Annotated in this window: 19 protein-coding genes; 16 read left to right on the top strand and 3 right to left on the bottom strand. The window is 73.5% G+C overall.

Translation table 11 applies throughout. The features are described from left to right. Positions 1-112 precede the first annotated feature (112 nt). Complete coding sequence (locus Sru01_RS21375; RefSeq protein ID WP_203989236.1) at positions 113-460, bottom strand: SCP2 sterol-binding domain-containing protein; 348 nt, start codon at positions 458-460, stop codon at positions 113-115. A 298-nt stretch (positions 461-758) separates the two neighbouring features. Here Sru01_RS21375 and Sru01_RS21370 point away from each other — a divergent pair, with 298 nt between their 5' ends. The 12 genes from Sru01_RS21370 (at position 759) to pssA (ending at position 14,587) form a co-directional block, all read left to right on the top strand. Continuing rightward, the gene (locus tag Sru01_RS21370) at positions 759-998 is read left to right on the top strand and encodes a hypothetical protein (RefSeq protein ID WP_203989234.1); all 240 of its coding nucleotides are present in this window, start codon (positions 759-761) and stop codon (positions 996-998) included. A 70-nt stretch (positions 999-1,068) separates the two neighbouring features. Next, positions 1,069-1,887, top strand: coding sequence for a TlyA family RNA methyltransferase (locus tag Sru01_RS21365; RefSeq protein WP_203989233.1), 819 nt, complete (start codon positions 1,069-1,071; stop codon positions 1,885-1,887). A 288-nt stretch (positions 1,888-2,175) separates the two neighbouring features. Then, entirely contained in the window at positions 2,176-3,084 is a 909-nt protein-coding gene (locus Sru01_RS21360; RefSeq protein ID WP_203989232.1) for an NAD kinase, read from the top strand. Between the two features lie 290 nt (positions 3,085-3,374). Next, a complete protein-coding gene (gene recN, locus Sru01_RS21355) occupies positions 3,375-5,186 on the top strand; it encodes a DNA repair protein RecN (protein ID WP_203989231.1) in 1,812 nt (603 codons plus the stop codon). A 150-nt stretch (positions 5,187-5,336) separates the two neighbouring features. Beyond that, positions 5,337-6,539 (top strand): putative cytokinetic ring protein SteA, encoded by a 1,203-nt coding sequence (steA, locus tag Sru01_RS21350; protein ID WP_203989230.1) that lies wholly within the window; start codon positions 5,337-5,339, stop codon positions 6,537-6,539. Next, positions 6,536-7,504 carry a copper transporter gene (locus Sru01_RS21345; protein ID WP_203989229.1) on the top strand — a complete coding sequence of 323 codons (969 nt, stop codon included), beginning with the start codon at positions 6,536-6,538 and terminating at the stop codon, positions 7,502-7,504. The genes steA and Sru01_RS21345 overlap by 4 nt, the downstream gene beginning before the upstream one ends. 62 nt (positions 7,505-7,566) lie before the next feature. Continuing rightward, a complete protein-coding gene (locus Sru01_RS21340; RefSeq protein WP_203989228.1) occupies positions 7,567-8,439 on the top strand; it encodes a hypothetical protein in 873 nt (290 codons plus the stop codon). Next, a complete protein-coding gene (gene murJ / locus Sru01_RS21335; RefSeq protein ID WP_203989226.1) occupies positions 8,436-10,172 on the top strand; it encodes a murein biosynthesis integral membrane protein MurJ in 1,737 nt (578 codons plus the stop codon). Before Sru01_RS21340 ends, murJ begins: the two co-directional genes overlap by 4 nt. Further along, on the top strand, positions 10,165-11,337 hold the full coding sequence (locus Sru01_RS21330) for a glycosyltransferase family 4 protein (protein ID WP_203989224.1): 1,173 nt from the start codon (positions 10,165-10,167) through the stop codon (positions 11,335-11,337). The genes murJ and Sru01_RS21330 overlap by 8 nt, the downstream gene beginning before the upstream one ends. A gap of 677 nt (positions 11,338-12,014) precedes the next feature. Continuing rightward, positions 12,015-12,998: a TerC family protein gene (locus Sru01_RS21325; RefSeq protein ID WP_203989222.1), complete on the top strand. Its 984-nt coding sequence runs from the start codon at positions 12,015-12,017 to the stop codon at positions 12,996-12,998. A 118-nt stretch (positions 12,999-13,116) separates the two neighbouring features. Continuing rightward, positions 13,117-13,761: a phosphatidylserine decarboxylase gene (locus Sru01_RS21320; RefSeq protein ID WP_203989220.1), complete on the top strand. Its 645-nt coding sequence runs from the start codon at positions 13,117-13,119 to the stop codon at positions 13,759-13,761. Continuing rightward, complete coding sequence (gene pssA / locus Sru01_RS21315; protein WP_203989243.1) at positions 13,754-14,587, top strand: CDP-diacylglycerol--serine O-phosphatidyltransferase; 834 nt, start codon at positions 13,754-13,756, stop codon at positions 14,585-14,587. Before Sru01_RS21320 ends, pssA begins: the two co-directional genes overlap by 8 nt. Before the next feature lie 102 nt (positions 14,588-14,689). On the opposite strand, the gene Sru01_RS21310 is transcribed toward pssA, so the two are convergent. Both Sru01_RS21310 and Sru01_RS21305 read right to left on the bottom strand, forming a co-directional pair. After that, positions 14,690-15,334: an MBL fold metallo-hydrolase gene (locus Sru01_RS21310; RefSeq protein WP_203989218.1), complete on the bottom strand. Its 645-nt coding sequence runs from the start codon at positions 15,332-15,334 to the stop codon at positions 14,690-14,692. Next, positions 15,331-16,104, bottom strand: coding sequence for a maleylpyruvate isomerase family mycothiol-dependent enzyme (locus tag Sru01_RS21305; RefSeq protein WP_203989216.1), 774 nt, complete (start codon positions 16,102-16,104; stop codon positions 15,331-15,333). Before Sru01_RS21305 ends, Sru01_RS21310 begins: the two co-directional genes overlap by 4 nt. A gap of 177 nt (positions 16,105-16,281) precedes the next feature. On the opposite strand from Sru01_RS21305, the gene uvrA reads away from it, so the two are divergent. From uvrA to rapZ, 4 genes are all read left to right on the top strand, one after another. Beyond that, positions 16,282-19,122, top strand: coding sequence for an excinuclease ABC subunit UvrA (uvrA, locus tag Sru01_RS21300; protein ID WP_203989214.1), 2,841 nt, complete (start codon positions 16,282-16,284; stop codon positions 19,120-19,122). 247 nt (positions 19,123-19,369) lie between these two features. Continuing rightward, the gene (locus tag Sru01_RS21295) at positions 19,370-19,834 is read left to right on the top strand and encodes a Rieske (2Fe-2S) protein (protein WP_239137626.1); all 465 of its coding nucleotides are present in this window, start codon (positions 19,370-19,372) and stop codon (positions 19,832-19,834) included. Positions 19,835-19,918: 84 nt separating this feature from the next. Beyond that, positions 19,919-21,865, top strand: a complete 1,947-nt coding sequence (gene uvrC, locus Sru01_RS21290) for an excinuclease ABC subunit UvrC (protein WP_373869534.1) — start codon at positions 19,919-19,921, stop codon at positions 21,863-21,865. A gap of 83 nt (positions 21,866-21,948) precedes the next feature. After that, entirely contained in the window at positions 21,949-22,791 is an 843-nt protein-coding gene (rapZ, locus tag Sru01_RS21285; RefSeq protein ID WP_203989241.1) for an RNase adapter RapZ, read from the top strand. The last annotated feature ends 98 nt before the right edge of the window (positions 22,792-22,889 follow it).

The following is a 22,889-nucleotide window of genomic DNA, read 5'->3' as shown; positions in this document are numbered from 1 at the left end:
CGCCGGCCGTGGGGCGGACGATAGGCCGGCCGTGGGGCGGTAGATGAGCGGACGGTGCGGCTCGGGTCCGGTCAGCGCCGGAGCGGGGCGGCGAGCCGGGCGATCATCGAAATCAGAGGAGTTTGCGCAGGCGCAGCAGATCGCCGAGGCTGGCGTCGATCTTCACCCGGCCGCCGAGGATGGCCCGGGCCATGTCGAGCTCACCGTCGACCAGGGAGAGCAGGTCATCACTGAGGATCCTGATCCGCACCTCGGCGGGACGCCCGTCCGCCGGGGCGGTCTCGGTGAACGGGTCGAGGCCCTCCCGATGGATGCGGCCGTAGAAGATCACGTCCAGATCGGTGATCCGGCAGCTCAGGCGCCTTTCGACCACATGCTTGGCCCGGGTCTCCTGGTCCAGCTCGCCGAACTGCTCGGCGAGCTTGTCCAGGGCCACCCGGCATTCGTCCAGGGTCGCCATCCGTCCTCTCCCTCTTCGATGCAGAAGCTGCCCCTGCCCTACGGAAGGTAGCGTTTCACTTGAGTACTACGCGAAATCCGGCGCGCGGGCGCGGGTCGGGAACAATGGAGAGCGTCACATGGCGGTCTCCGCCGGGCCGGCGAGGCCGGCCCGGGCGGGAACGGCACAGGCGGGTGGGGGTCTGATGGCGGACAGTGGCGGGATCGGCGTGCCCGCCGGGGGCGCGGCGACGGCCGGCGACGGCGCGATCATTGGGAACGGCGTGACCTCGCGGGAGGCTGCAAGCTCCGGGGAGGCCGTGGCTTCCGGGGAGGCCGTGACCTCCGGGGACGGCCTCCCCGCGGGGGCGGGCCGGACGGCCGGGGCCGGCGATGGCGGGGAGGGCATGGTGGCCGCCGCCCTGACCGGGCTCGACGGCCTGGCGGTGCTACCGGTGAGCGAGCACGTCACGGTGTTCGAGCAGGTGCTGAGCGGGCTGGAGGCGGCTCTCGCCTCGGCGGGGGAGGCGCCCACCGGCCCGGGGGACGGGCGGCCGTGACCGCGCAGGCCGCCCGGGCGGCGGGCACCAGGGGGAGACCGTGCCGGCGGCGAGGCCCGGGGCGTGCCCGGTGAGCAGGCGTATCCGGCTGGACAGCGAGCTGGTGCGCCGCGGGCTCGCCCGGTCCCGGGAGCAGGCCGCCGACCTGATCGTCGGCGGCCGGGTGAGCGTGGGCGGCCGGACCGCCGCCAAACCCGCCACCCAGGTGGACACGGCGTCGCCGATCGTGGTGGCCGAGGCACCGGAGGGGCCGGACTACGTGTCGCGAGGGGCGCACAAGCTGGTAGGTGCCCTGGACGCCTTCGGTCCGCGCGGGCTGGAGGTGCCGGGTCGCCGCTGCCTGGACGCGGGCGCCTCGACCGGCGGGTTCACCGACGTGCTGCTGCGCCGCGGCGCAGCCCACGTCCTGGCCGTCGACGTCGGGTACGGGCAGCTGGCCTGGTCGCTGCGCACCGACGAGCGGGTCACCGTCATGGAGCGGGTGAACGTCCGTGATCTCACCGCCGAGATGGTGGGCGATCCTCCGGAGCTGATCGTCGGTGATCTCTCCTTCATCTCCCTGCGCCTGGTGCTGCCGGCGCTCGCCGCGTGCGCGGCGGCCCAGGCCGACCTGGTGATGCTGGTGAAACCCCAGTTCGAGGTGGGTAAGGATCGGGTAGGGGCCGGCGGTGTCGTACGTGACCCGGCGCTGCGCGCGGGTGCGGTGCGCGACGTGGCCGCGGCGGCCGGTGCGCTGGCACTGGCAGTGCGCGGGGTCACCGCGAGCCCGCTGCCCGGCCCGTCGGGAAACGTGGAGTACCTCATCTGGCTCGGCAAGGGACCTGGGCCGCCCGGGGTGGGCGATCTGGCCACCGAGATCGACCGGGCCGTCGAAGAAGGGCCGCGATAGTGCGGCCGGCGCGCGGACATCGGGAGCGGCCCGGCCGGCAGGTGTCGTGGTCACGGCCGGGCCCGGCCGCGGATCATGGCCCGGGTGGGTCGTACGGCCGCCGGGAGATCGGGTGAACCGGCCGGGTGCCGGGCGCCGTACACCCTGGAGCCTGGGCACGCCGCTGGCCGGGCCGTCCGGTGGGAGCCGTCGCCCCGCGGGCCGGGGCCTCCCAGCGCGAGCACCAGCCGCCGGCGGCAGCGCCGCCGGCGAGGTCGGTGACCGCGATGGGACGAGCGGGAGTGGAGCATGGCTGACGTGAAGCGTACGGTGATGATCACCGCCCATACCGGGCGGGAACCGGCGGTGGGCAGTGCCCGGCTGGTCATCCAGCGGTTCCTGGACGCGGAGTTCACCGTCCGCGTCATGGAGCCGGAGGCCGAGGAGATCGGCTCGCCCGGCGTCGAGGTGGTCCCGGCGGGCGCCTCGGCCGCCGAGGACGCCGAGGTGCTCATGGTGCTGGGCGGGGACGGCACGCTGCTGCGCGCGGCCGAGCTGGCCCGCCCGGTCCGCACGCCGCTGCTGGGCGTCAATCTCGGGCACGTCGGCTTCCTGGCCGAGGCCGAGATGGCCGGGCTCTCGGAGGCGGTGGACCGGGTGGTGACCGGCCGGTACGCGGTCGAGGAGCGGATGACCCTCGACGTGCTCGTCCGGGCGAACGGCAGTCTGCTGGCGTCCACCTGGGCGCTGAACGAGGCCAGCGTCGAAAAGCGTGACCGGATGCTGGAGGTGGTGGCCGAGATCGACGGCCGGCCGCTGTCCCGCTGGGGCTGCGACGGCGTGATCTGCGCCACGCCGACCGGTTCGACGGCGTACGCCTTCTCGGCCGGCGGGCCGGTGGTCTGGCCGGAGGTGGAGGCGCTGCTGCTGGTGCCCAACAGCGCCCACGCCCTGTTCGCCCGGCCGCTGGTGGTCTCCCCGCGTTCGACGGTCGCGGTCGAGTTGCTGCCGGACACGCCGGGCGGCGTGCTGTGGTGCGACGGACGGCGGCGGTTCGACCTGCCGCCGGGAGTCCGGGTGGAGGTGCGGCGCTCCGCCCTCCCGGTCCGGCTGGCCCGGTTGCACGACGTGGACGCCACCGGTGCCCCGTTCACCGACCGGCTGGTCGCCAAGTTCGACCTGCCGGTGCAGGGCTGGCGTGGCCGGGTCCGCCGCTGAGGTCGCGACCGGAGCCGGTCCGGCCCGGGGGGCGGCCGCCGGGCCCGAGCCGATCTCGGGCAGGGGCGATACCCGAAGCGCCCGCCCGGTTCCGGCGAGTATGACGAACGGCGCTCTACCTGGCCATCCGGGCGGGCCGTGGCCGGCCGGCGGCCGCGAACCGTCCCGGTCATCGAAAACCTTGGCGATTTCCGCGTAGGATCGACCCGCACGGAGAGGTGACCGAGCCACGTACACACGGTCCGGCGAGGTGCCCGATCGAAGGCGGCGCGGCGAGACGGGAGGCCCCAGTGCGGCCACGGGTCGATGAGGTCCGGATCAACGGGCTCGGGGTGATCGATGAGGCCGTCCTGCAGCTCTCCCCGGGGCTCACCGTCGTGACCGGGGAGACCGGCGCGGGGAAGACCATGGTGGTGACGGGGCTGGGCCTGCTGTTCGGCGGCCGGGCGGATCCCGCGCGCGTCCGTCCCGGAGCCGACCGGGCCAGCGTCGAGGGCACGCTGGTGGTGGCGCCCGGCGGCCGGGTCGCCCAGCAGGTGGACGACCTCGGCGGCGCGATCGAGGACGGCGAGCTGATCATCGCCCGCACCGTGTCGGCCGAGGGCCGGTCCCGTGCCTGGCTGGGCGGGCGTTCGGTGCCGGTGGGCACGCTCACCTACCTGGCCGAGGACCTGGTGGCCGTGCACGGCCAGATGGACCAGCAGCGGCTGCTGCAGCCGGGCCGCCAGCGGGCGGCGCTCGACCGGTACGCGGGGGACGAGCTGGTCAAGCCGCTGCGGACCTACCAGCAGGCCTACCAGCGTCACCGGGAGGTCGGCGAGACGCTACGGGAGATCACCACCCGGGCCCGGGAGCGGGCCCAGGAGGCCGACAATCTTCGCTTCGGCCTGGAGGAGATCGAGAAGATCGACCCCCGGCAGGGCGAGGAGATCGAGCTCAGGCAGGAGGAGGAGCGCCTGGCCCACGCCGACGCCCTGAAGACCGCGGCCACCGCCGCGCACACCGCCCTGCTCGGCGATCCCATGAACGGCCCGCAGGGCGCCCAGGACGCGGTCTCGCTGCTCGGCCAGGCCCGTTCGGCCGTCGAGGCGGTGCGCGACCACGACCCAGCGCTGGGCGGCATCGGCGACCGGCTGGCCGAGGCCGGATACCTGGTCTCGGACGTGGCGACCGAGCTGGCGGCCTACGGCGAGTCCGTCGACGCCGACCCGGCCCGGCTCGCGGCGGTGCAGGAGCGCCGGGCGGCGCTGTCGGGACTGTTGCGCAAGTACGGCGAGGACACCGCCGCCGTGCTGGCCTGGGCCAGGAACGCCGCGACCCGGGTCGCCGAGTTGGAGGGCGACGACGACCGGGTCGCCGAGCTGACCCGCGAGCACGAGGAGCTGACCGCGCGGCTCACCGAGGCGGCCGCCGAGGTGACCGCCGTCCGCACCGCGGCCGCCGAGCGCTTCGGCGCGGCGGTGACCGCCGAGCTGGCCGCGCTGGCGATGCCGCACGCGCGGGTGGTGGTCGCGGTGACTCCGACCGGCCAGTTCGGTCCCGACGGCGCCGACGACATCGAGCTGCGCATGATGGCCCACCCGGGGGCACCGGCGCTCCCGCTCAACAAGGGCGCCTCCGGTGGCGAGCTCAGCCGGGTCATGCTGGCCATCGAGGTGGTCTTCGCCGGTGCCGACCCGGTGCCCACGTTCGTGTTCGACGAGGTGGACGCCGGCGTGGGCGGTAAGGCGGCGGTCGAGATCGGCAGGCGGCTGGCCACGCTGGCCCGGACCGCGCAGGTCATCGTGGTGACGCACCTGCCGCAGGTGGCGGCGTTCGCCGACCAGCACCTCGTGGTGCGCAAGGCGAGCGACGGGCGGGTGGTGCGCAGCGGCGTGACCGCGCTCGACCGGGACGCGCGCGCCCGCGAGCTGGCGCGTATGCTGGCGGGCCTGGAGGACTCCGAACTCGGCCGCGCGCACGCCGAGGAGCTGCTGGAGATCGCCGAGGCCGGTAAGGCGGGCCCGGCACGCGGCGCCGGCCAGGACGCCGCCCGGCGGGACGGTGCCGCCAGGACCGGCCGGGCCGGCAGGCCGGCCAGGAGCGGCGGGGCGCGCGGCTGAGGCGGTGCGCCTCCCCTGGCCCGGGGTGGACGAAAGGGACGGCGGGGACACGGGGGTCCCCGCGACGGCCAGGGCCCGGACAGGCGAGAAGACTGACACACCGTCGATGCGGGACCATCCTGGTCGCGCGCTCTGGCAGGATGGTTCGTGATGAAGGTGCCGACCTTGAAGGTTCAGGGCCTCCGCCGCAGGAAGGTGACAGACCTTCCCGGGGTGACGGCAGTGGCGAGGATCGATCGGCGGACCAAGACGTTGACCAAGCGCCTCCGGCCCGGGGAAATAGCGATCATCGACCATGTCGATCTCGACCGGGTGAGCGCGGAGGCTCTTGTCGCGTGCGGGGCGTCGGCCGTGGTCAACGTCGCCGCCAGCATCAGCGGGCGCTATCCGAACCTCGGCCCGCAGATCCTGCTCAGCGCGGGGGTGACGCTGCTCGACACGGTGACCCCCGAGCTGTTCGACCAGGTCCGGGACGGTGATCTGGTCCGCGTCCACGAGGGCCAGGTCTATCTGGCCGAGCAGAACGAGCTGGTGGGCAAGGGCGAGCCGGCCACGGCCGAGTCGGTCGACGCGGCCATGACCGAGGCGCGCGCGGGGCTCTCGATCCAGATCGAGGACTTCGCCATGAACACCATGGAGTACATCCGCCGCGAGCGCGACCTGCTCATCGACGGCGTCGGCGTGCCCGACATCCGCACGTCCATGGAGGGCAGGCACGTCCTGGTGGTGGTCCGCGGATACCACTACAAGGAGGACATCGTCACGCTGCGCCCCTACATCCGCGAGTACCGTCCGGTGCTGATCGGGGTGGACGGCGGCGCGGACGCCCTGATGGAGGCCGGTTACCTGCCCGACCTGATCGTCGGCGACTTCGACTCGGTCTCCGAGCGGGCGCTGTGCTGCGGCGCCGAGCTGGTCGTGCACGCCTACCGCGACGGCCGCGCCCCCGGCCTGGAGCGGGTGGAGCGCCTCGGCCAGCACGCGGTGGTCTTCCCGGCCACCGGCACCAGCGAGGACATCGCGATGCTGCTCGCCGACGACAAGGGCGCCAGCCTGATCGTGGCCGTCGGCACGCACGGCACCCTGGTCGAGTTCCTCGACAAGGGCCGGTCGGGCATGGCGAGCACCTTCCTCACCCGGCTGCGGGTCGGCGGCAAGCTGGTGGAGGCCAAGGGGGTCAGCAGGCTCTACCGCAGCCGCATCTCCGGCGGATCGCTGCTGCTGCTGGTGGCCACCGCGCTGGTCACCGTCGGCGTGGTCCTGTGGTTCTCGCCGATGGGCAAGGTCTGGCTGAACGGACTTCGGGACGCCTGGAACGGTTTCATCTTCTGGCTGGTCGGACTCTTCTCGTGATCGATTTTCGCTACCACATCGTCTCCATCGTCGCGATCTTCCTCGCGCTGGCGATCGGCATCGTGCTCGGCAGCACGGTGCTGAACGCCCCGCTGTACGCCTCGACCGAGCGGGTCACCGCCCAGTTGCGGGCCAGCAACGCCGAGAACCTGGCGCAGCTCGGCGTCGCCCGGGCCCGCGGCGACGCCGCCGACGCCTTCGTCGCCGAGCGGCTGCCCCAGCTCCTGCAGGGGGCGCTGCCCGGCGCGCGCGTCGTCATCGTGGAGGCGCCCGGCGCGGACGCCAAGCTCCGCGACCTGGTCCGGCAGGACCTGGTGGCGGCCGGCGCCACGGTGAGCGGCCAGGTCACCCTCACCGACAAGTACCTTGAGGCGCAGCGAACCGGGGCGATCGACCGGCTGGCGCCGGTCAAGGCCGACGTGGCCGGGCCCACCCCGACGGCCGCCCCGGGCGGCCGGGGCGCGGCCGCGCTGGCCGGTGCCCTGCTCACCGGCGATCCGGCGCTGGCCGGCAAGGCGACCCCGGCCGGTACCACGCTGCTGGAGTCCTTCGCCGGCGAGGACCTGATCGACGTCGAGGGCGGCCCCGCCGATCGGGCCACCCTGGCCCTGCTGGTGGCGCCGGCCGCCCCCTTCGAGGGGAAGGACGCCGAGACCCGGGGTGCCGCGCTGGTATCGCTGGCCGGCGCCCTGGACGACGCGGGCCAGGGCACGGTGGTCATGGGTTCGGTGCCCGTCGGCACCGCCACCGGCGTCATCGCCGCCGTGCGTGACTCCGGTGACGTCTCGGCGAAGGTGTCCACCGTCGACAACGCCGATCTGGCCTACGGCCGGGCGGCGGTGGTCTACGCTCTGCGGGAGCAACTGGCCGGTGACGCCGGGCAGTACGGTCTCGGCTCCGACGCCGACGCCCCCGTGCCGTCCCCCACGGCCACGCCCGTCCCGACCGAGGGATCGGGCGACTGACCTGCCCTGACGACCCGGCTGCCCGGTCGCGCCGGGTGGCCCGCACGAAGAGGGATCCCGCTGTGGCCCATCGACCCTGGCTCGGTGCCCTGGCCGGCGCCGCCCTCGGCGCCGTCGCCGCCCGCGCCGCCTACGCCGCGTTCACCCGTCGCCCGCCCGCCGGCGACGAGAAGACCTGGACCCGCACCAACCACCGTGGCGAGCCGATCACCCTGCTGGAGGGACCGGCGTTCGTCGCCGGCGCGGGTGCCGCCGCCGCCCTCGTCCCGGGGGTACCGGCGCGGGCCCGCGCGGCCGCGGTGCTGGCCGGGGTGGGCAGCGGGGTGCTCGGCGCCTATGACGATCTGCGCGGCGCCGGCTCCTCCAAGGGGTTCAAGGGGCACCTGACCGCGCTGGCCCGCGGCGAGGTGACCAGCGGTGCGGTGAAGATCGTCGGGATCGGCGCGGCCGGCCTGCTCGCCGCCGCCCTGCTGCCCCGCGACGGCGGCCCGGCGCCGGACGCCGGCCGCGTGCTGGACGTGCTGGCCGACGGCGCGCTGATCGCCGGTGCGGCCAACCTGGCCAACCTGTTCGACCTGCGGCCCGGCCGGGCCATCAAGGTCGGGATGCTGGCCGGGGCGCCGCTGCTCGCCTCCGCGCTGGCCGCCGGCCGGTCGGCCCCGGCCGCCCTGGCCGCGGTGCCGCTCGGCGCCGGGGCGGCGCTGCTGCCCGACGACCTCGGCGAGCGCGCCATGCTCGGCGACGCCGGCGCCAACGCGCTCGGCGCGCTGCTCGGCGTGGCCGCCGCGGCCCGGTTGCGGCGGCCGGCCCGGCTGGCGGTGCTCGGCGCGATCGCCGCGCTCACCGCCGCCTCCGAGAGGGTGAGCTTCACCAAGGTGATCGCCGGCAACCCGGTGCTGCACCGCCTCGACATGCTGGGACGCCGTCCCGCATGACCGGCCGGGTGGGCCGGGGCCTCGCCGCCGCCGCGGTCCTGATCGGGGCCATCACGGTCCTGGCGCGGATCGTCGGCTTCGCCAAGCAACTGGTCCTGGCCCGCACCATCGGCACCGACTGCCTGTCCACCGCCTACTACACGGCCAACCTGGTGCCCAACGTCATCTTCGAGATCGTCGCGGGCGGCGCGCTGGCCGGCATGGTGGTGCCGGTGCTGGCCGGTTCCGCCGCGCGCACCCTGGCCGCCGGCGATCCCGAGCCGGGGGAGGGAGAGGGCCTCGAGGCCGCGCGAGCCCGGACCGGGGCGATCACGTCGGCGCTGCTGACCTGGGTGCTGGTGCTCCTCGTCCCGGCCGGCCTGCTCGTCGCGCTCGCCGCCGGTCCGGTGATCGGGTTCCTCACCGGTGACATCTCCGGATGCGCGCCGGGCGACGTGCGTGCCGTGGCGGCCCGGATGCTGGTGGTCTTCGCGCCGCAGATCCCGCTGTACGGGATCGCCGTCGTGCTGTACGGCGTGCTGCAGGCCCACCGGCGGTTCGCCGGGCCGGCGCTGGCTCCGCTGGTGTCCAGCCTGGTAGTGATCGTCGCCTACCTGGCTTTCGTCCCGCTCAGCCACGGCGTGCGCGAGCCGCTCAGCGCGGTGCCCCGGCCGGCCGAGCTGGCCCTGTCGGTCGGCACCACCCTGGGCGTGCTGGCGCTGGTGGTGACGGTGATCGGCCCGGCGTCCCGGTTGCGACTGCCGCTGCGGCCGGCCCTGCGCTTCCCGCCGGGCGTCGCCGCCCGGGTGCGCCGGCTGGCCGCCGCCGGCCTCAGCGCGCTCGTCGCGCAGCAGGTCGCCACCGTGCTGGTCGTGTGGCTCGCCAACAACAAGGTCGGCGGTGGCGCGCTGGCCGGGTACACCTTCGCCTGGGCCGTCTACCAGGTGCCCTACGCGGTGCTGGCGGTCCCCATCGCCACCAGCGCGTTCCCGGTGCTGTCCGCGCGGGCCGAGCGGGGGGACGCCGCCGGGTTCGACGACGCGGCCGCGCGCACCACCCGGGCCGTGGTGCTGGTGTCCGGGCTGGCCGCCGGCGCGCTGGCGGCCGTCGCGGTACCGGTGGCGGGGGTCTTCGTGGAAGGCATGTCGGGCCAGGTGTCCACCGCCGAGCTGGCCCGGGCCATCGCCCTGTTCGCCCCCGGCCTGATCGGGTTCGGGATGATCGCCCACCTGGGCCGGGTGCTGTACGCCGCCGGAGCCGGCCGCCCGGCCGCGCTCGGCACGGTGGCGGGCTGGCTGGTCGTCATGGCCGCGACGGCGGCCCTGGTGGTGACCCTGCCGGCGGAGTGGCGGCTCGGCGGCCTGGCCCTGGGCGGCACGGCCGGCATGACGGCCGGCGGAGTCCTGCTGCTGGCGGCGCTCGCCCGGCTGCGAGGCGGGCGAGCGCTGGCCGGGGTGCCCCGGGCCGCGCTGGCGGCGGTGCTCGGCGGGGCCGCCGGCTTCCTGGCGGGCGCCTGGGTCGCCGGGCGGCTGGCCGGCGGCGGCCCGGTCGCCGACGCGGTGGCCACGGTGCCGGCCGGCCTGGTGGCGCTGGTGGCGTCGGTGGCGGTGGCCGCCGCGCTGGACCGGCACGACCTGCTGCCGCTGCTGGGCCGGTTCCGCCGCGGCGGTACCCCGCCGGGCGGGGCCCGGCGCGCCGGAGAGGTGCGGGCCGGATCCCGGCCCACCGGAGATGGGAGCGGAGACCATGGCTGAGACGGAGGCTGTTAGGGAGGCCGGTACGGAGGCCGGTACGGAGGCCGGCGGTAAGGCCGGTGGCGGATCCGGGCCGGCGGGCCGGGTACCCCGGGTGCTGCTGGTGCTCGGCACCAGCACGGGCGGGATCGGGCGGCACGTCCGCACGATCGCCGGCGGGCTGGCCGCCGAGGGCCGCCCGGTGGCGGTGGCCGGGCCGCCGCGGACCGACGCGGCGTTCGGCTTCTCCCAGGTGGCCCGCTTCGCGGCGGTGGCGATGTCGGACCGGCCGCGCCCGGTGCGCGACGCGCGCGCGGTGGCCCGGTTGCGGGCGCTGGCGGCCGGTGCGGACGTGGTGCACGCCCACGGCCTGCGGGCCGGCGCCCTGGCCGCCCTCGCCCTGGCCGGACGCCGGACCGCCCTGGTGGTGACGCTGCACAACGCGCTGACCGCCGGCGGGACGGTGGGCCTTGTCTACGCGGGGCTGGAGCGCCTGGTGGCCCGGCGGGCCGACCGGGTGCTGGTCGTGTCCCCCGACCTCGGCGAGCGGATGGCCGCCCGCGGGGCCCGGCACGTCGCCCCCGCAGTCGTCCCGGCGCCGCCACTCCGCCCGGCGGCGCGCCCGGCGGCCGAGGTGGCCGCCGAGTTGGGCGCCGGAGAGCGGCCGGTGCTGCTCACCCTGGCGCGGCTGGCCCAGCAGAAGGGCCTGGAGACGCTGCTGGACGCGGCGGCCGGCCCGTTCGACGGCCCGCCGCCGCTGTTCGTCGTGGCCGGGGACGGCCCGCTGCGCGCCGGGCTGCTGGCGCGGATCGACCGGGAAGGGCTGCCGGTCCGGCTGCTCGGCGACCGGACCGACGTGGCCGACCTGCTCGGCGCCGCCGCCGCGCTGGTGGTGCCGAGCCGCTGGGAGGGACAGCCGCTCAGCGTCCAGGAGGCGCTGCGGGCCGGCCGGCCGGTCGTGGCGACCGCGACCGGCGGGCTGCCCGGCATGGTGGCCGACGCCGGGCTGCTGGTACCGCCGGGTGACGCCGCGGCGCTGCGGACCGCGATCACCCGGCTGCTCGGCGATCCCGTGCTCGCCGCGCGGCTGGGCGCCGCGGCCGCCGCCCGGCGGCTGCCCGACGAGGCGGCGGCCATCCGCGCCGTCGTTTCGGTGTACGACGACCTGACCGGCTCGCGAAGCTGACCCGCCCACCGCACCGGCCGTCACCGCACCGGCAGCGGCCCGGCAGCGGTCCGGCAGCGGCCCGGCAGCGGCCCGGCAGCGGCCCGGCACTGCGCCGGGCGCAACCCGGCCGGGCACCGGCTCGAGCACCGCACCGTCCCGGCAGTGCACCGTCCCGGCAGTGCACCGTTCCCGGCAGTGCACCGTCCCGGGCGCCGTACCGGTCGGACGACCATGTGCCGGCGGGGAGTCCGCCGCGATCCGTTGTCTCTTCTACCGGCGGCCACTCGGCGCCGGCCCGGCCGGGCACGTTCCCTGCCCGGCGGCGGTCTCGGGTAGTCGCCTGGCAAAGGCCGGGGTGCGGCCCGGCAAAGCGCGCTCCGGCGGCATCGCCGCCGCCACCTGGTGAAGATCGCGGGCGATCCCGGCGTCTCCGGGCAGGGCCGTGCTCCTGAGGAACTCCAGGTCACCCGGCGGTGGCCGGGGCGCTCGGCGGCGGAACGCCATGCGAGCGGCAAGGCCGGATTAGGTGCGGCTTATCGGCTCGCCTATACTCCTGCGATGAGGGGGGGAGTATCCCTTCGCGACAGCCTCGTCATCACGGCCCGCCCACCCATGGCGCGCCCGGGGCTGCCGGTCCGGCCGTTCGGCCGGGCGGGAGAGACCTCCGGCACTTTGACGCGGGCCGGAGGTTTGTCTTGGACGTATCCCTGTGGGCATGGGCGGCGGTCATCGGCGGGTTGCTGGTGGTCCTTGCCATCGACCTGTGGATCGTCGACCGCGGTGAGCCGCGCGAGTTCTCCATGCGCCAGGCGAGCGTCTGGGTCGGCCTGTACGTCACCCTCGCGGTGCTCTTCGGCCTCGGCATGCTCTTCGTCTCGGGCAGCGACAAGGCGGGCGAGTTCTTCGCCGGTTACCTCACCGAGTACAGCCTCAGCGTCGACAACCTCTTCGTCTTCTACATCATCATGGGCCGGTTCGCGGTTCCCAAGATCTACCAGCACAAGGTGCTGCTGGTCGGAGTGCTGCTCGCCCTGGTGATGCGGTTCTTCTTCATCCTCGTCGGCGCCGCGGCGCTGCAGCGGTTCGGCTGGCTGTTCTACGTCTTCGCCGCGTTCCTGCTCTACACGGCGGTCAACCAGCTGCGCGGCCACGACGAGGAGGAGATCAAGGACAATCTCCTGCTGCGGTGGGTGCGGCGAATCTTCCCCACCACCGACGGGTTCGTCGGTTCGAAGATCACCACCAAGGTGGACGGCCGCCGCATGGTGACCCCGATGCTGATCGTCATGATCGCCATCGGCACCACCGACCTGCTGTTCGCGCTCGACTCGATTCCGGCGATCTTCGGGCTCACCACGGACGCCTTCGTGGTCTTCACCGCCAACGCGTTCGCGCTGATGGGCCTGCGTCAGCTGTATTTCCTGCTCGGCGGGCTGCTGCAGCGGCTGGTCTACATCAGCTACGGGCTTGCGATCATTCTGGGCTTCATCGGGGTTAAACTCCTTCTGGAGGCCTTGCACACCAGTGGTGTCTCCTGGGCGCCGGAGGTGCCCATCTGGCTCTCCCTGCTGGTCATCGGCGCCACGATGGTCGTCACCACCGTGGCCAGCCTGATCAAGAACCGGCGGGACCGGCGGGCCGGTCCGCAGGACGCCGCCGCGAAGGTGTCCCAGGGGTAGCGATTCGGTGCGGGGGACCTTTCCTCGCCGCGAATTGCTATATGAGTGCCACGAGATGGGTAGCATTCGGCGACAAGTCACAATCCGGTCTCTGCCGTAAACTCCACAAAGGTTCACTGTGCCCAACGAATCGTCAAGCCACCGCAGCCGCGTCCGGCTGGCCCGTGGCGTTTCCCCCTGGCTGGCGCCCACCGTGGCCGCCGCCGCCGTCTCCGCGGTCCTGGCTCGACGGTCGCGGGCGTGGGCCGCCCTGGCGGCCCCGCTGACGGTTCTCACCGGCCTGATGCTGTGGTTCTTCCGGGACCCTGACCGCCGGCCCGGGAGCGGCCGGGTGCTCAGCCCGGCCGACGGGGTGGTGCAGAGCATCGACCCGCAGGACGATGGCCGGACCCGTGTGGCGATCTTCATGAGCCCGCTCAACGTGCACGTGAACCGGGCCCCGCTGGACGGTACGGTCCGCTCGGTGCGGCACGTCCGCGGCGGGTTCCGCCCGGCGTTCGACAAGGACAGCGACCAGAACGAGCGGGTCGTCTGGCACTTCGACACCGCCCTCGGCGTCGTGGAGATGGTGCAGATCGCCGGCGCCGTCGCCCGCCGCATCGTGCCTTACCTGGGGGCGGGTGCCAAGGTCGCCCGCGGCGAGCGGATCGGCCTGATCCGCTTCGGTTCGCGGGTGGACGTCTACCTTCCCGAGGGCATGTCCCCGGCGGTGAGCGTGGGGCAGCGGACCAAGGCGGGGGTGACTCGCATTGACCATGGCTGACGCCGGCTGGCCCGTGGAGGGCGCGGAGGACGACGAGGAAGCCCGCGGCCCGGTGGGCAAGGCGTTCCGGCTCTCGGCCGCCGACTCGCTGTCGCTCGGCAACGCGATGTGCGGCTTCCTCGCGGTGTGCGTACTGGCATGGTCGGCGATCGCCCAGTTGCAGTCGCAGGGGGAGTTCCGCCCCGACCCCCGTTACTTCGCCACCGCCGTGGTGCTGCTGCTGGTCGGCGCCACCTGCGACCTGTTCGACGGGCTGGTGGCGCGCAGGTTCCGCGCCTCGGCCATGGGCGCCGAACTGGACAACCTCGCCGACGTGATCAGCTTCGGCTTCGCGCCGGCCTTCATGGTGGTGGCCTGGGCCGGGTTCTCCAACCGGCTGCCGCTGTGGCTGGTGTTGTTCGCGGCGGTGTCGGTGGTGCTCGCCGGTGTCGTCCGGCTGGCCCGATTCGCCTGCGTGAAGACCAAGAGCGGCGACTTCATGGGCCTGCCCATCCCGATGGGCGCGATGACCGTGGTGTCGATCGTGCTGCTGTTCCAGCCGTCCTACGCCAGCGTGCTCGGCATCTTCGGCGTGGCCTGGCTCATGGTCAGCCGGATCGAGTACCCCAAGCCGCGGGGCAACCTGGCGGCGGTGGTGCTGGCCTGGATCATGGTGAACGTCGCCTGCCTGACGGTCTGGGCGGCCGACCTGTCCGGTGGCGACGTGCTCATCCAGATCGGCGCCTCGATGCAGATCGCCCTGGTCTCGGCGATCCCGCTGCGCGTGCTGATGTTCAAGCGCGAGCAGCGCAAGGAGCGCAAGGACACCTCCAGCGGCGTCCGCTGACTCCTCGCACCCGCCGCCCGGCGTGGACGGCGGGGCGCGAGGTGACCGGGCGAGGACCCGGCTCGGCAGGCGTACCCGGGCCCGGGCGGGTGCGTGCCGCCGTCACCAGCCGCGGGACCGCCACTCGGGCAGCGAGGGCCGCTCGGCACCGAGCGTGGTGTCCTTGCCGTGCCCCGGGTACACCCAGGTCGTGTCGGGCAGCCGGGCGAAGACCCGCTCCTGGACGTCGCCGATGAGCTGTTCGAAACGGGCGGCGTCGCCCTGGGTGTTGCCGACGCCGCCGGGGAACAGCGAGTCGCCGGTGAACAGGTGACCGTCCTGGTAGAGCAGCGCGATGGAGCCGGGGGTGTGGCCGCGCAGGTGGATCACCTCCAGCGTGACCACCCCCACCGTCACCCGGTCGCCGTGCTCGACCGGCCGGGTCACCGGGACCGGCAGCCCGGGCGCGTCCAGCGGGTGCGCCACCGTCTCGGCGCCGGTGGCCGCGGCGACCTCGGCCAGCGCGCCCCAATGATCCTGGTGCCGATGCGTCGTGACTATCTTGCTGATCGGCATGTCGCCGATCAGCTCCAGCAGCCGCGTGCCGTCGGCGGCCGCGTCGATCAGCAGCCCGTCACCGGTCTCCCGGCAGCGCAGCAGGTAGGCGTTGTTCCCGAAATCGCCGACCTCCACCTTGCTGATAGTCAGATCGGGCAGCTCCCGCACGTCGGCGGGGCCACCGGCCGTCACGTCGCCGGTGTAGCTCATGGATACTCCTCAGGTGGTGCGTCCGGAAGGCCGGGCGGCGCCGTCAAGGTCATCCACGGCGGCGCCGGCGGTGGCGTCCGGGCCAGCCTATGGGGCCCGGGGGCGCCGGGCCCGCCGGCCCGCTCGGGCGCCAGCCGGCCGGTCAGCCAGGCGAGCACGACCGGCGCCGGGCCTTCCACGACCGGCCCCCGCCCGAGATCGGTCCACTCGCGGCCGCCGGTCCGGATCTCGCCCACCGTGCTCCGGTCGTAGGGCCAGCCGGCCATCGCGTCGTGCAGTTCGCGGCGGACGAAGACCTCCGGCCAGTCGAGCCAGGTGTAGCCGGCGTCGAGGTCCACATGGTGCACCTCCAGCTCGCGGATCCGGCGGACGAGCACGTACCAGGCGGGATGGTCCGGCGGGCGCATGCCCCGCACCCGGGCCTGCCAGGCCGCGGCCGGCATGCCCTCGACGGCCGCGGCCAGCCGGGCCGCGGCCGCGGCGTTGCCGGCGTGTTGCCGGGCGGCCGGACGGGCCGCGCCTTCCCGGATCCCGGCCTCCCGGGAGTCGGGCGTTGGGTACTGTGGTGTGTACACGCCCGTTCTGGCCCAGGTCAGCAGGTTGACGTGGCTGTCGGCGTTGCCGGCGACGTGGGCGAGCACGTGACCCCTCGTCCAGCCGGGCAGCAGGGAGGGAGCGGCGAGGTCGTCGTCGGACAGCGCGGCCGTGGTGGCGAGGAACCGGCCGGTGGCCGCGGCGAGTTCGGTCCGGAGCTCGTCGAGACAGGTCATGACCCTCATCATGGTCCGTGGCAGCCGGCGGCGGCACCGTGATCCACCGCACGGCACGCCGGGTCGCCCTCGCGGGTGGAGCGGAACTGTCGGACCCCGTGGTTACAGTGACCGCGACTAGTCAAAGGTGGCCTCCTCCGGCCGCCGTGGATCGCAACAGGACATGAGAGATCTGCAGTGGCCGATCGCCTGATCGTTCGTGGCGCGCGCGAACACAATCTCAAGGACGTCTCGCTCGACCTTCCCCGGGACGCTCTGATCGTCTTCACCGGCCTGTCCGGCTCCGGTAAGTCCAGCCTGGCGTTCGACACCATCTTCGCCGAGGGCCAGCGGCGCTACGTCGAGTCGCTCTCGGCCTACGCCAGGCAGTTCCTCGGGCAGATGGACAAGCCCGACGTCGACTTCATCGAGGGCCTGTCCCCGGCCGTCTCGATCGACCAGAAGTCCACCTCCCGCAACCCCCGGTCGACGGTCGGCACCATCACCGAGGTGTACGACTACCTGCGGCTGCTGTGGGCGCGGATCGGCAAACCGCACTGCCCGGCCTGCGCGCGGCCGATCGCCCGGCAGACCCCGCAGCAGATCGTCGACCGCGTCCTGGAGCTCACCGAGGGCACCCGCTTCCAGGTGCTGGCCCCGGTGGTGCGCGGCCGCAAGGGCGAGTACGCCGAGCTGTTCCGCGAGCTGCAGACCAAGGGCTTCGCGCGCGCCCGGGTCGACGGCACCGTGGCCCGGCTGGAGGAGCCGCCCACCCTCAAGAAATACGAGAAGCACGACATCGAGGTGATCGTCGACCGGCTCGCGGTGAAGGACAGCGCCCGGCGGCGGCTCACCGACTCGGTCGAGACGGCGCTGCAGCTCTCCGGCGGCACGATCACGCTCGAGTTCGTCGACCTGCCCGAGGGCGACCCCGGTCGCGAGCGCTTCTACTCCGAGCACCTCTACTGCCCCTACGACGACCTGTCGTTCGAGGAGCTCGAGCCGCGGTCGTTCTCCTTCAACTCGCCGTTCGGCGCCTGCCCGGACTGCACCGGGCTGGGCACCCGCATGGAGGTCGATCCCGAGCTCGTGGTGCCCGATCCCGAGCGCTCGCTCGGCGACGGCGCCATCGCCCCGTGGGCCGGCGGCCACACCAGCGACTACTTCGTCCGGCTGGTCGAGGCGCTCGGGCACGCGATCGGGTTCGACCTCGACACTCCGTGGGAGCGGCTGCCCAAGCAGGCGCACAAGGCCCTGCTGCGCGGGCATGACGAGCAGGTGCACGTCCGCTACAGCAACCGCTACGGCCGCCAGCGCTCCTACTACACCAACTTCGAGGGGGTGATCCCCTGGGTGCAGCGGCGGCACGCCGAGGCGGAAAGCGACTCCGGCCGCGAGCGGTTCGAGGGCTTCATGCGGGAGATCCCCTGCCCGACCTGCAAGGGCGCCCGGCTGAAGCCGGTCTCCCTGGCGGTGACGGTCGGCGGTTCCTCGATCGCCGAGGTGTCCGGCATGTCCATCGGCGAGTGCGCCCGGTTCCTGGGCGCGCTGCGGTTGTCCGAGCGCGACATGCACATCGCCGAGCGGGTGGTCAAGGAGATCAACGCGCGGCTGGGCTTCCTGCTCGACGTCGGGCTGGACTACCTGACCCTGGACCGGGCGGCGGGCACGCTGGCCGGCGGCGAGGCTCAGCGCATCCGGCTGGCCACCCAGATCGGCTCGGGCCTGGTCGGCGTGCTCTACGTCCTGGACGAGCCGTCCATCGGGCTGCACCAGCGCGACAACCAGCGGCTGCTCGACACGCTGATCCGGCTACGGGAGATGGGCAACACGCTGATCGTCGTCGAGCACGACGAGGACACCATCTCCGCCGCCGACTGGGTGGTCGACATCGGCCCCGGTGCCGGTGAGCACGGCGGCCAGGTGGTGGTATCCGGCACGGTCGCGGACCTGCTGGCCAGCGAGCACTCGCTGACCGGGGCCTACCTGTCCGGCCGCCGCCGTATCACCGTGCCGGAGGCCCGGCGCCGGCGCGATCCCAAGCGCAGGCTGGTGGTGAAGGGGGCCCGCGAGCACAACCTGAAGGGCGTGGACGTCGAGTTCCCGCTCGGGGTGTTCACCGCGGTCACCGGGGTGTCGGGCTCCGGAAAGTCCACCCTGGTCAACGACATCCTGTACAACGCGCTGGCCAAGGAGCTCAACGGCGCCAAGACGGTCCCGGGGCGGCACTCCCGGGTCACCGGCACCGATCTGATCGACAAGGTGGTGCACGTCGACCAGAGCCCGATCGGCCGCACCCCGCGGTCCAACCCGGCCACCTACACCGGCGTGTTCGACCACGTGCGCAAGTTGTTCGCCCAGACCACCGAGGCCAAGGTCCGGGGCTACCTGCCCGGCCGCTTCAGCTTCAACGTCAAGGGCGGGCGCTGCGAGGCGTGCTCCGGCGACGGCACCATCAAGATCGAGATGAACTTCCTGCCGGACGTCTACGTCCCCTGCGAGGTCTGCCAGGGCGCCCGCTACAACCGTGAGACGCTGGAGGTCCACTACAAGGGCAAGACGATCTCCGAGGTGCTGGACATGCCGATCGAGGAGGCCCTCGGCTTCTTCGATGCCATCCCGGCCATCAAGCGGCACCTCAAGACCCTCAACGACGTCGGGCTCGGCTACGTCCGGCTGGGCCAGCCGGCCACCACGCTGTCGGGTGGCGAGGCACAGCGGGTCAAGCTCGCCTCCGAGCTGCAGCGCCGGTCCACCGGCCGCACCGTCTACGTGCTGGACGAGCCCACCACCGGCCTGCACTTCGAGGACATCAACAAGCTACTCGGCGTCCTCGGCAGGCTGGTCGACGGCGGTAACACCGTCATCGTGATCGAGCACAATCTGGATGTCATCAAGACCGCCGACTGGATCATCGACATGGGGCCGGAAGGCGGTTCCAAGGGCGGCCTCGTCCTTGCCACCGGCACTCCCGAGCAGGTCGCCCGGGTGGAGGACAGCCACACCGGCCGGTTCCTCAGCAAGATCCTCGGCGGCTGACCCCGCCCCGGGCGCCGGTGATGCCGGCGCCCGGGCGCCGTGCCCGGGCGCCGGCGCGGGACGGAGCGAGCCGGGAGCCGAGGCGCGGGGCGGTGCGAGCCGGGGGGGCGGCGCGGTGGAATGTCAAGGAGACATCACATCCAAGGTTTGTGTAATTTTTTACTTTCCCCTCATCAAGTTTCCGGCATGCTGAACTTCGTCCCGCGGCAGGCCGTACCTGCGACCACAGACCTACAGGAAGGCGAACATGAGCGACAGGGATACCACGCGACGTGCGATGTTGCTCGGCGCCAGTGGCACGGGCCTGGCCGCCGTGCTCACCGCCTGCGGTGGATACGGATCGTCGCCGTCGGTCGACGATGACGCGCCGGCCGGTGAGGCGCCGCCCACCGGCACCGCCGGAGCCGACTCAGGTGCGGGCGGCGGCGCGCCGCTGGCCAAGACCGCCGACATCCCCAAGGGCGGCGGCAAGATCTTCAAGGATCAGAAGCTGGTCATCACGCAGACCAGCGCGGGGGAGTTCAAGGCCTTCAGCTCCATCTGCACCCATCAGGGCTGCCCGGTCGGGTCGGTGTCCGACGGCACCATCAACTGTCCCTGCCACGGCAGCAAGTTCAGCATCGAGGACGGCTCGGTCACCGGCGGCCCGGCCCCCGAGCCGCTGCCCGCCAAGCAGATCAAGGTCGACGGCGACTCGATCAGTCTCGCCTGACGGTCGCCCCGGGCCGGACCTCCGGCCCGGACGCCCGGCCCGGGGCGTCGGGGTGACCCCGGGCCGGCGTCGCCGACCCCTGTTCTGTCGGCCGGTCCGGATAGGCTTTCCTTTGTGGTCAGACCCGCGAACACCCCCCTCGGCTTCCGGCCTGAGCCGGGGTCGATCCCCGAGTCGCCCGGCGTGTACCGCTTCCGGGACGCAGGCGCCCGGGTGATCTACGTCGGCAAGGCCAAGAGCCTGCGGCAGCGGCTCAACTCCTACTTCGCCGACTTCGCCGGGCTGCATCCTCGGACCCAGACCATGCTCGGCACCGCCGCCGCGGTCGACTGGACGGTCGTGGGCACCGAGGTGGAGGCGCTCCAGCTCGAATACTCCTGGATCAAGGAGTTCGACCCCCGGTTCAACGTCAAGTACCGCGACGACAAGTCGTATCCGTTCCTGGCCGTCACCATGGCGGAGGACTTCCCCCGCGTGCAGGTCATGAGGGGTGCCAAGCGCAAGGGCACCCGCTACTTCGGCCCCTACTCCCACGCCTGGGCGATCAGGGAGACCGTCGACCTGCTGCTGCGGGTCTTCCCGGTGCGCACCTGCTCGGCCGGGGTGTTCAAGCGCGCCGGGCAGATCGGCCGCCCGTGCCTGCTCGGCTACATCGACAAGTGCTCCGCCCCGTGCGTCGGCAAGATCTCGCCGGAGGACCACCGCCTGCTCGCCGAGGACTTCTGCGACTTCATGTCGGGCCACACCGGCCGCTTCATCAGGCGGCTGGAGCAGGCGATGCGCGAGGCGGCGGCCGCCGAAGAGTTCGAGCGGGCGGCCCGGCTGCGCGACGATGTCCAGGCGCTGCAGCGGGCGCTGGAGAAGCAGGCCGTGGTGCTCGGCGACAACACCGATTGCGACGTGGTCGCCCTGGCCGAGGATCCGCTGGAGGCGGCCGTCCAGGTGTTCTACGTGCGCGGCGGCCGCATCCGCGGCCAGCGCGGCTTCGTGGTCGACAAGGTGGAGGAGGCGTCGCCAGGCGAGCTGGTGGAGCACTTCCTGCTGCAGATGTACGGCGAGACGGCCCCCGAGGCGGTGCCCCGCGAGGTGCTGGTCCCGGCCGAGCCGCCGGAGGCCGAGGCCGTCGCCGAGCTGCTGTCGGAGCGGCGGGGCGCCCGGGTGGAGGTGCGGGTGCCCCGGCGGGGCGACAAGAAGGCCCTGCTGGAGACGGTCGAGCGCAACGCCCGCGAGTCGCTCGCCCAGCACAAGCTGCGCCGGGCGAGCGACCTGACCACGCGGAGCCGGGCGCTGCAGGAGGTGGCCGACGCCCTCGACCTCGACCAGGCGCCGCTGCGCATCGAGTGCTACGACGTGTCCCACCTGCAGGGGGAGGATGTCGTGGCCTCGATGGTGGTGTTCGAGGACGGCCTGGCGCGCAAGAGCGAGTACCGCCGCTTCGCCATCCGCGGCACGGCCGGCCAGGGGGATGTGGCCTCCATCTACGAGGTCATCTCCCGGCGGTTCCGGCGGCACGTCGAGGAGCGCGCCGAGCACGGCGAGCTCGACCCCGAGCCGATCGACCCCGAGACCGGCCGGCCGCGCCGGTTCGCCTATCCGCCGAACCTGGTGGTGGTGGACGGCGGTCCGGCCCAGGTGGCGGCGGCCCGGCGGGCGCTGGACGAGCTGGGCGTCGACGACGTCGCGGTGAGCGGGCTGGCCAAGCGGCTGGAGGAGGTCTGGCTGCCCGGCGACGACCAGCCCGTCATCCTGCCGCGCAGCAGCGAGGGCCTCTATCTGCTGCAGCGAGTGCGGGACGAAGCCCACCGCTTCGCCATCGCCTACCATCGGACAAAGCGCGCTAAATCTCTCAAAGAGAGCGCTCTTGACGACATCCGTGGACTCGGTGCGGCACGCAAGCAGGCCTTGCTGAAACGCTTCGGATCCGTCAAACGGCTGCGAGGGGCGACCGTGGACGAGATCCGCGAGGTGCCGGGCATCGGGCTGTCCACCGCCGAGGCGATCGTGGCGGCGTTGAAGGGGGAAGGCACGTGACCGATCACAACCGCACGGCCGCCGGACCGGCGCCGGGCGAGCCGCGCCGGCGCCGGGGGGTCGCGCCGGACACCGCGTTCGTCATCGTCACCGGCATGTCCGGTGCCGGGCGGAGCACCGCGGCCAAGGCGCTGGAGGATCTGGGCTGGTTCGTCATCGACAACCTCCCGCCCGGCATGCTGTTCGCCATGGCCGAGGAGGCCGGCCGGGTCAACCTCGACACCGACAAGGTCGCGGCCGTGGTGGACGTGCGCAGCCTGGCGTTCACCACCGACCTGCACACCGCGATCGGTGAGCTCGACGCGCGTGGCGTGGGCGTGCGGGTGGTCTTCCTGGAGGCCAGCGACGAGGAACTGGTCCGCCGGTTCGAGAACGTCCGCCGGCCGCACCCGCTGCAGGGGGACGGGCGGCTGGTCGACGGCATCGCCCGGGAACGCGGCATCCTGCGCGAGGTCCGGGCGAACGCCGACCTGGTGATCGACACCTCGGCGCTCAACGTGCACGAGCTGCGCGGCAAGATCGTCTCGTTCTTCGGCGGCGAGGACCGCCCGGGCCTGCGGGTCAACGTGGTGTCCTTCGGGTTCAAGTACGGCCTGCCGGTGGACGCCGACCTGGTGGTCGACTGCCGCTTCCTGCCCAACCCGCACTGGGTGCCCGAGCTGCGGCCGATGAACGGCCTGGAGGCGCCGGTACGCGAGTACGTGCTGTCCCAGCCGGGCGCCAAGGAGTTCCTGGACTCCTACGAGGAGGTGCTGCGGGTGGTGGCCGGCGGGTACGTCCGGGAGGGCAAGGGCTACGCCACGCTGGCCGTCGGCTGTACCGGCGGCAAGCACCGTAGCGTGGCCATGGCCGAGCAGATCGGCGCGCGGCTGCGCGACCGCGGCGTGGAGGTCCAGGTCACCCACCGGGATGTGGGCCGCGAGTGACCGAGGCGAGCGGCGTGGGCGCGAAGGGCTCGGGCGGCGGCGAGGCCCCCGCGAGCGCCGGGAGGCGTGACAGCGGGCCGGGCGATAACGGGTCGGGT

This window comes from Sphaerisporangium rufum, assembly GCF_016863395.1.
Classification (GTDB): domain Bacteria; phylum Actinomycetota; class Actinomycetes; order Streptosporangiales; family Streptosporangiaceae; genus Sphaerisporangium; species Sphaerisporangium rufum.
The sequence above is the reverse complement of the archived record's forward strand: the minus strand, read 5'-3'. Positions and strand labels throughout refer to the sequence as shown.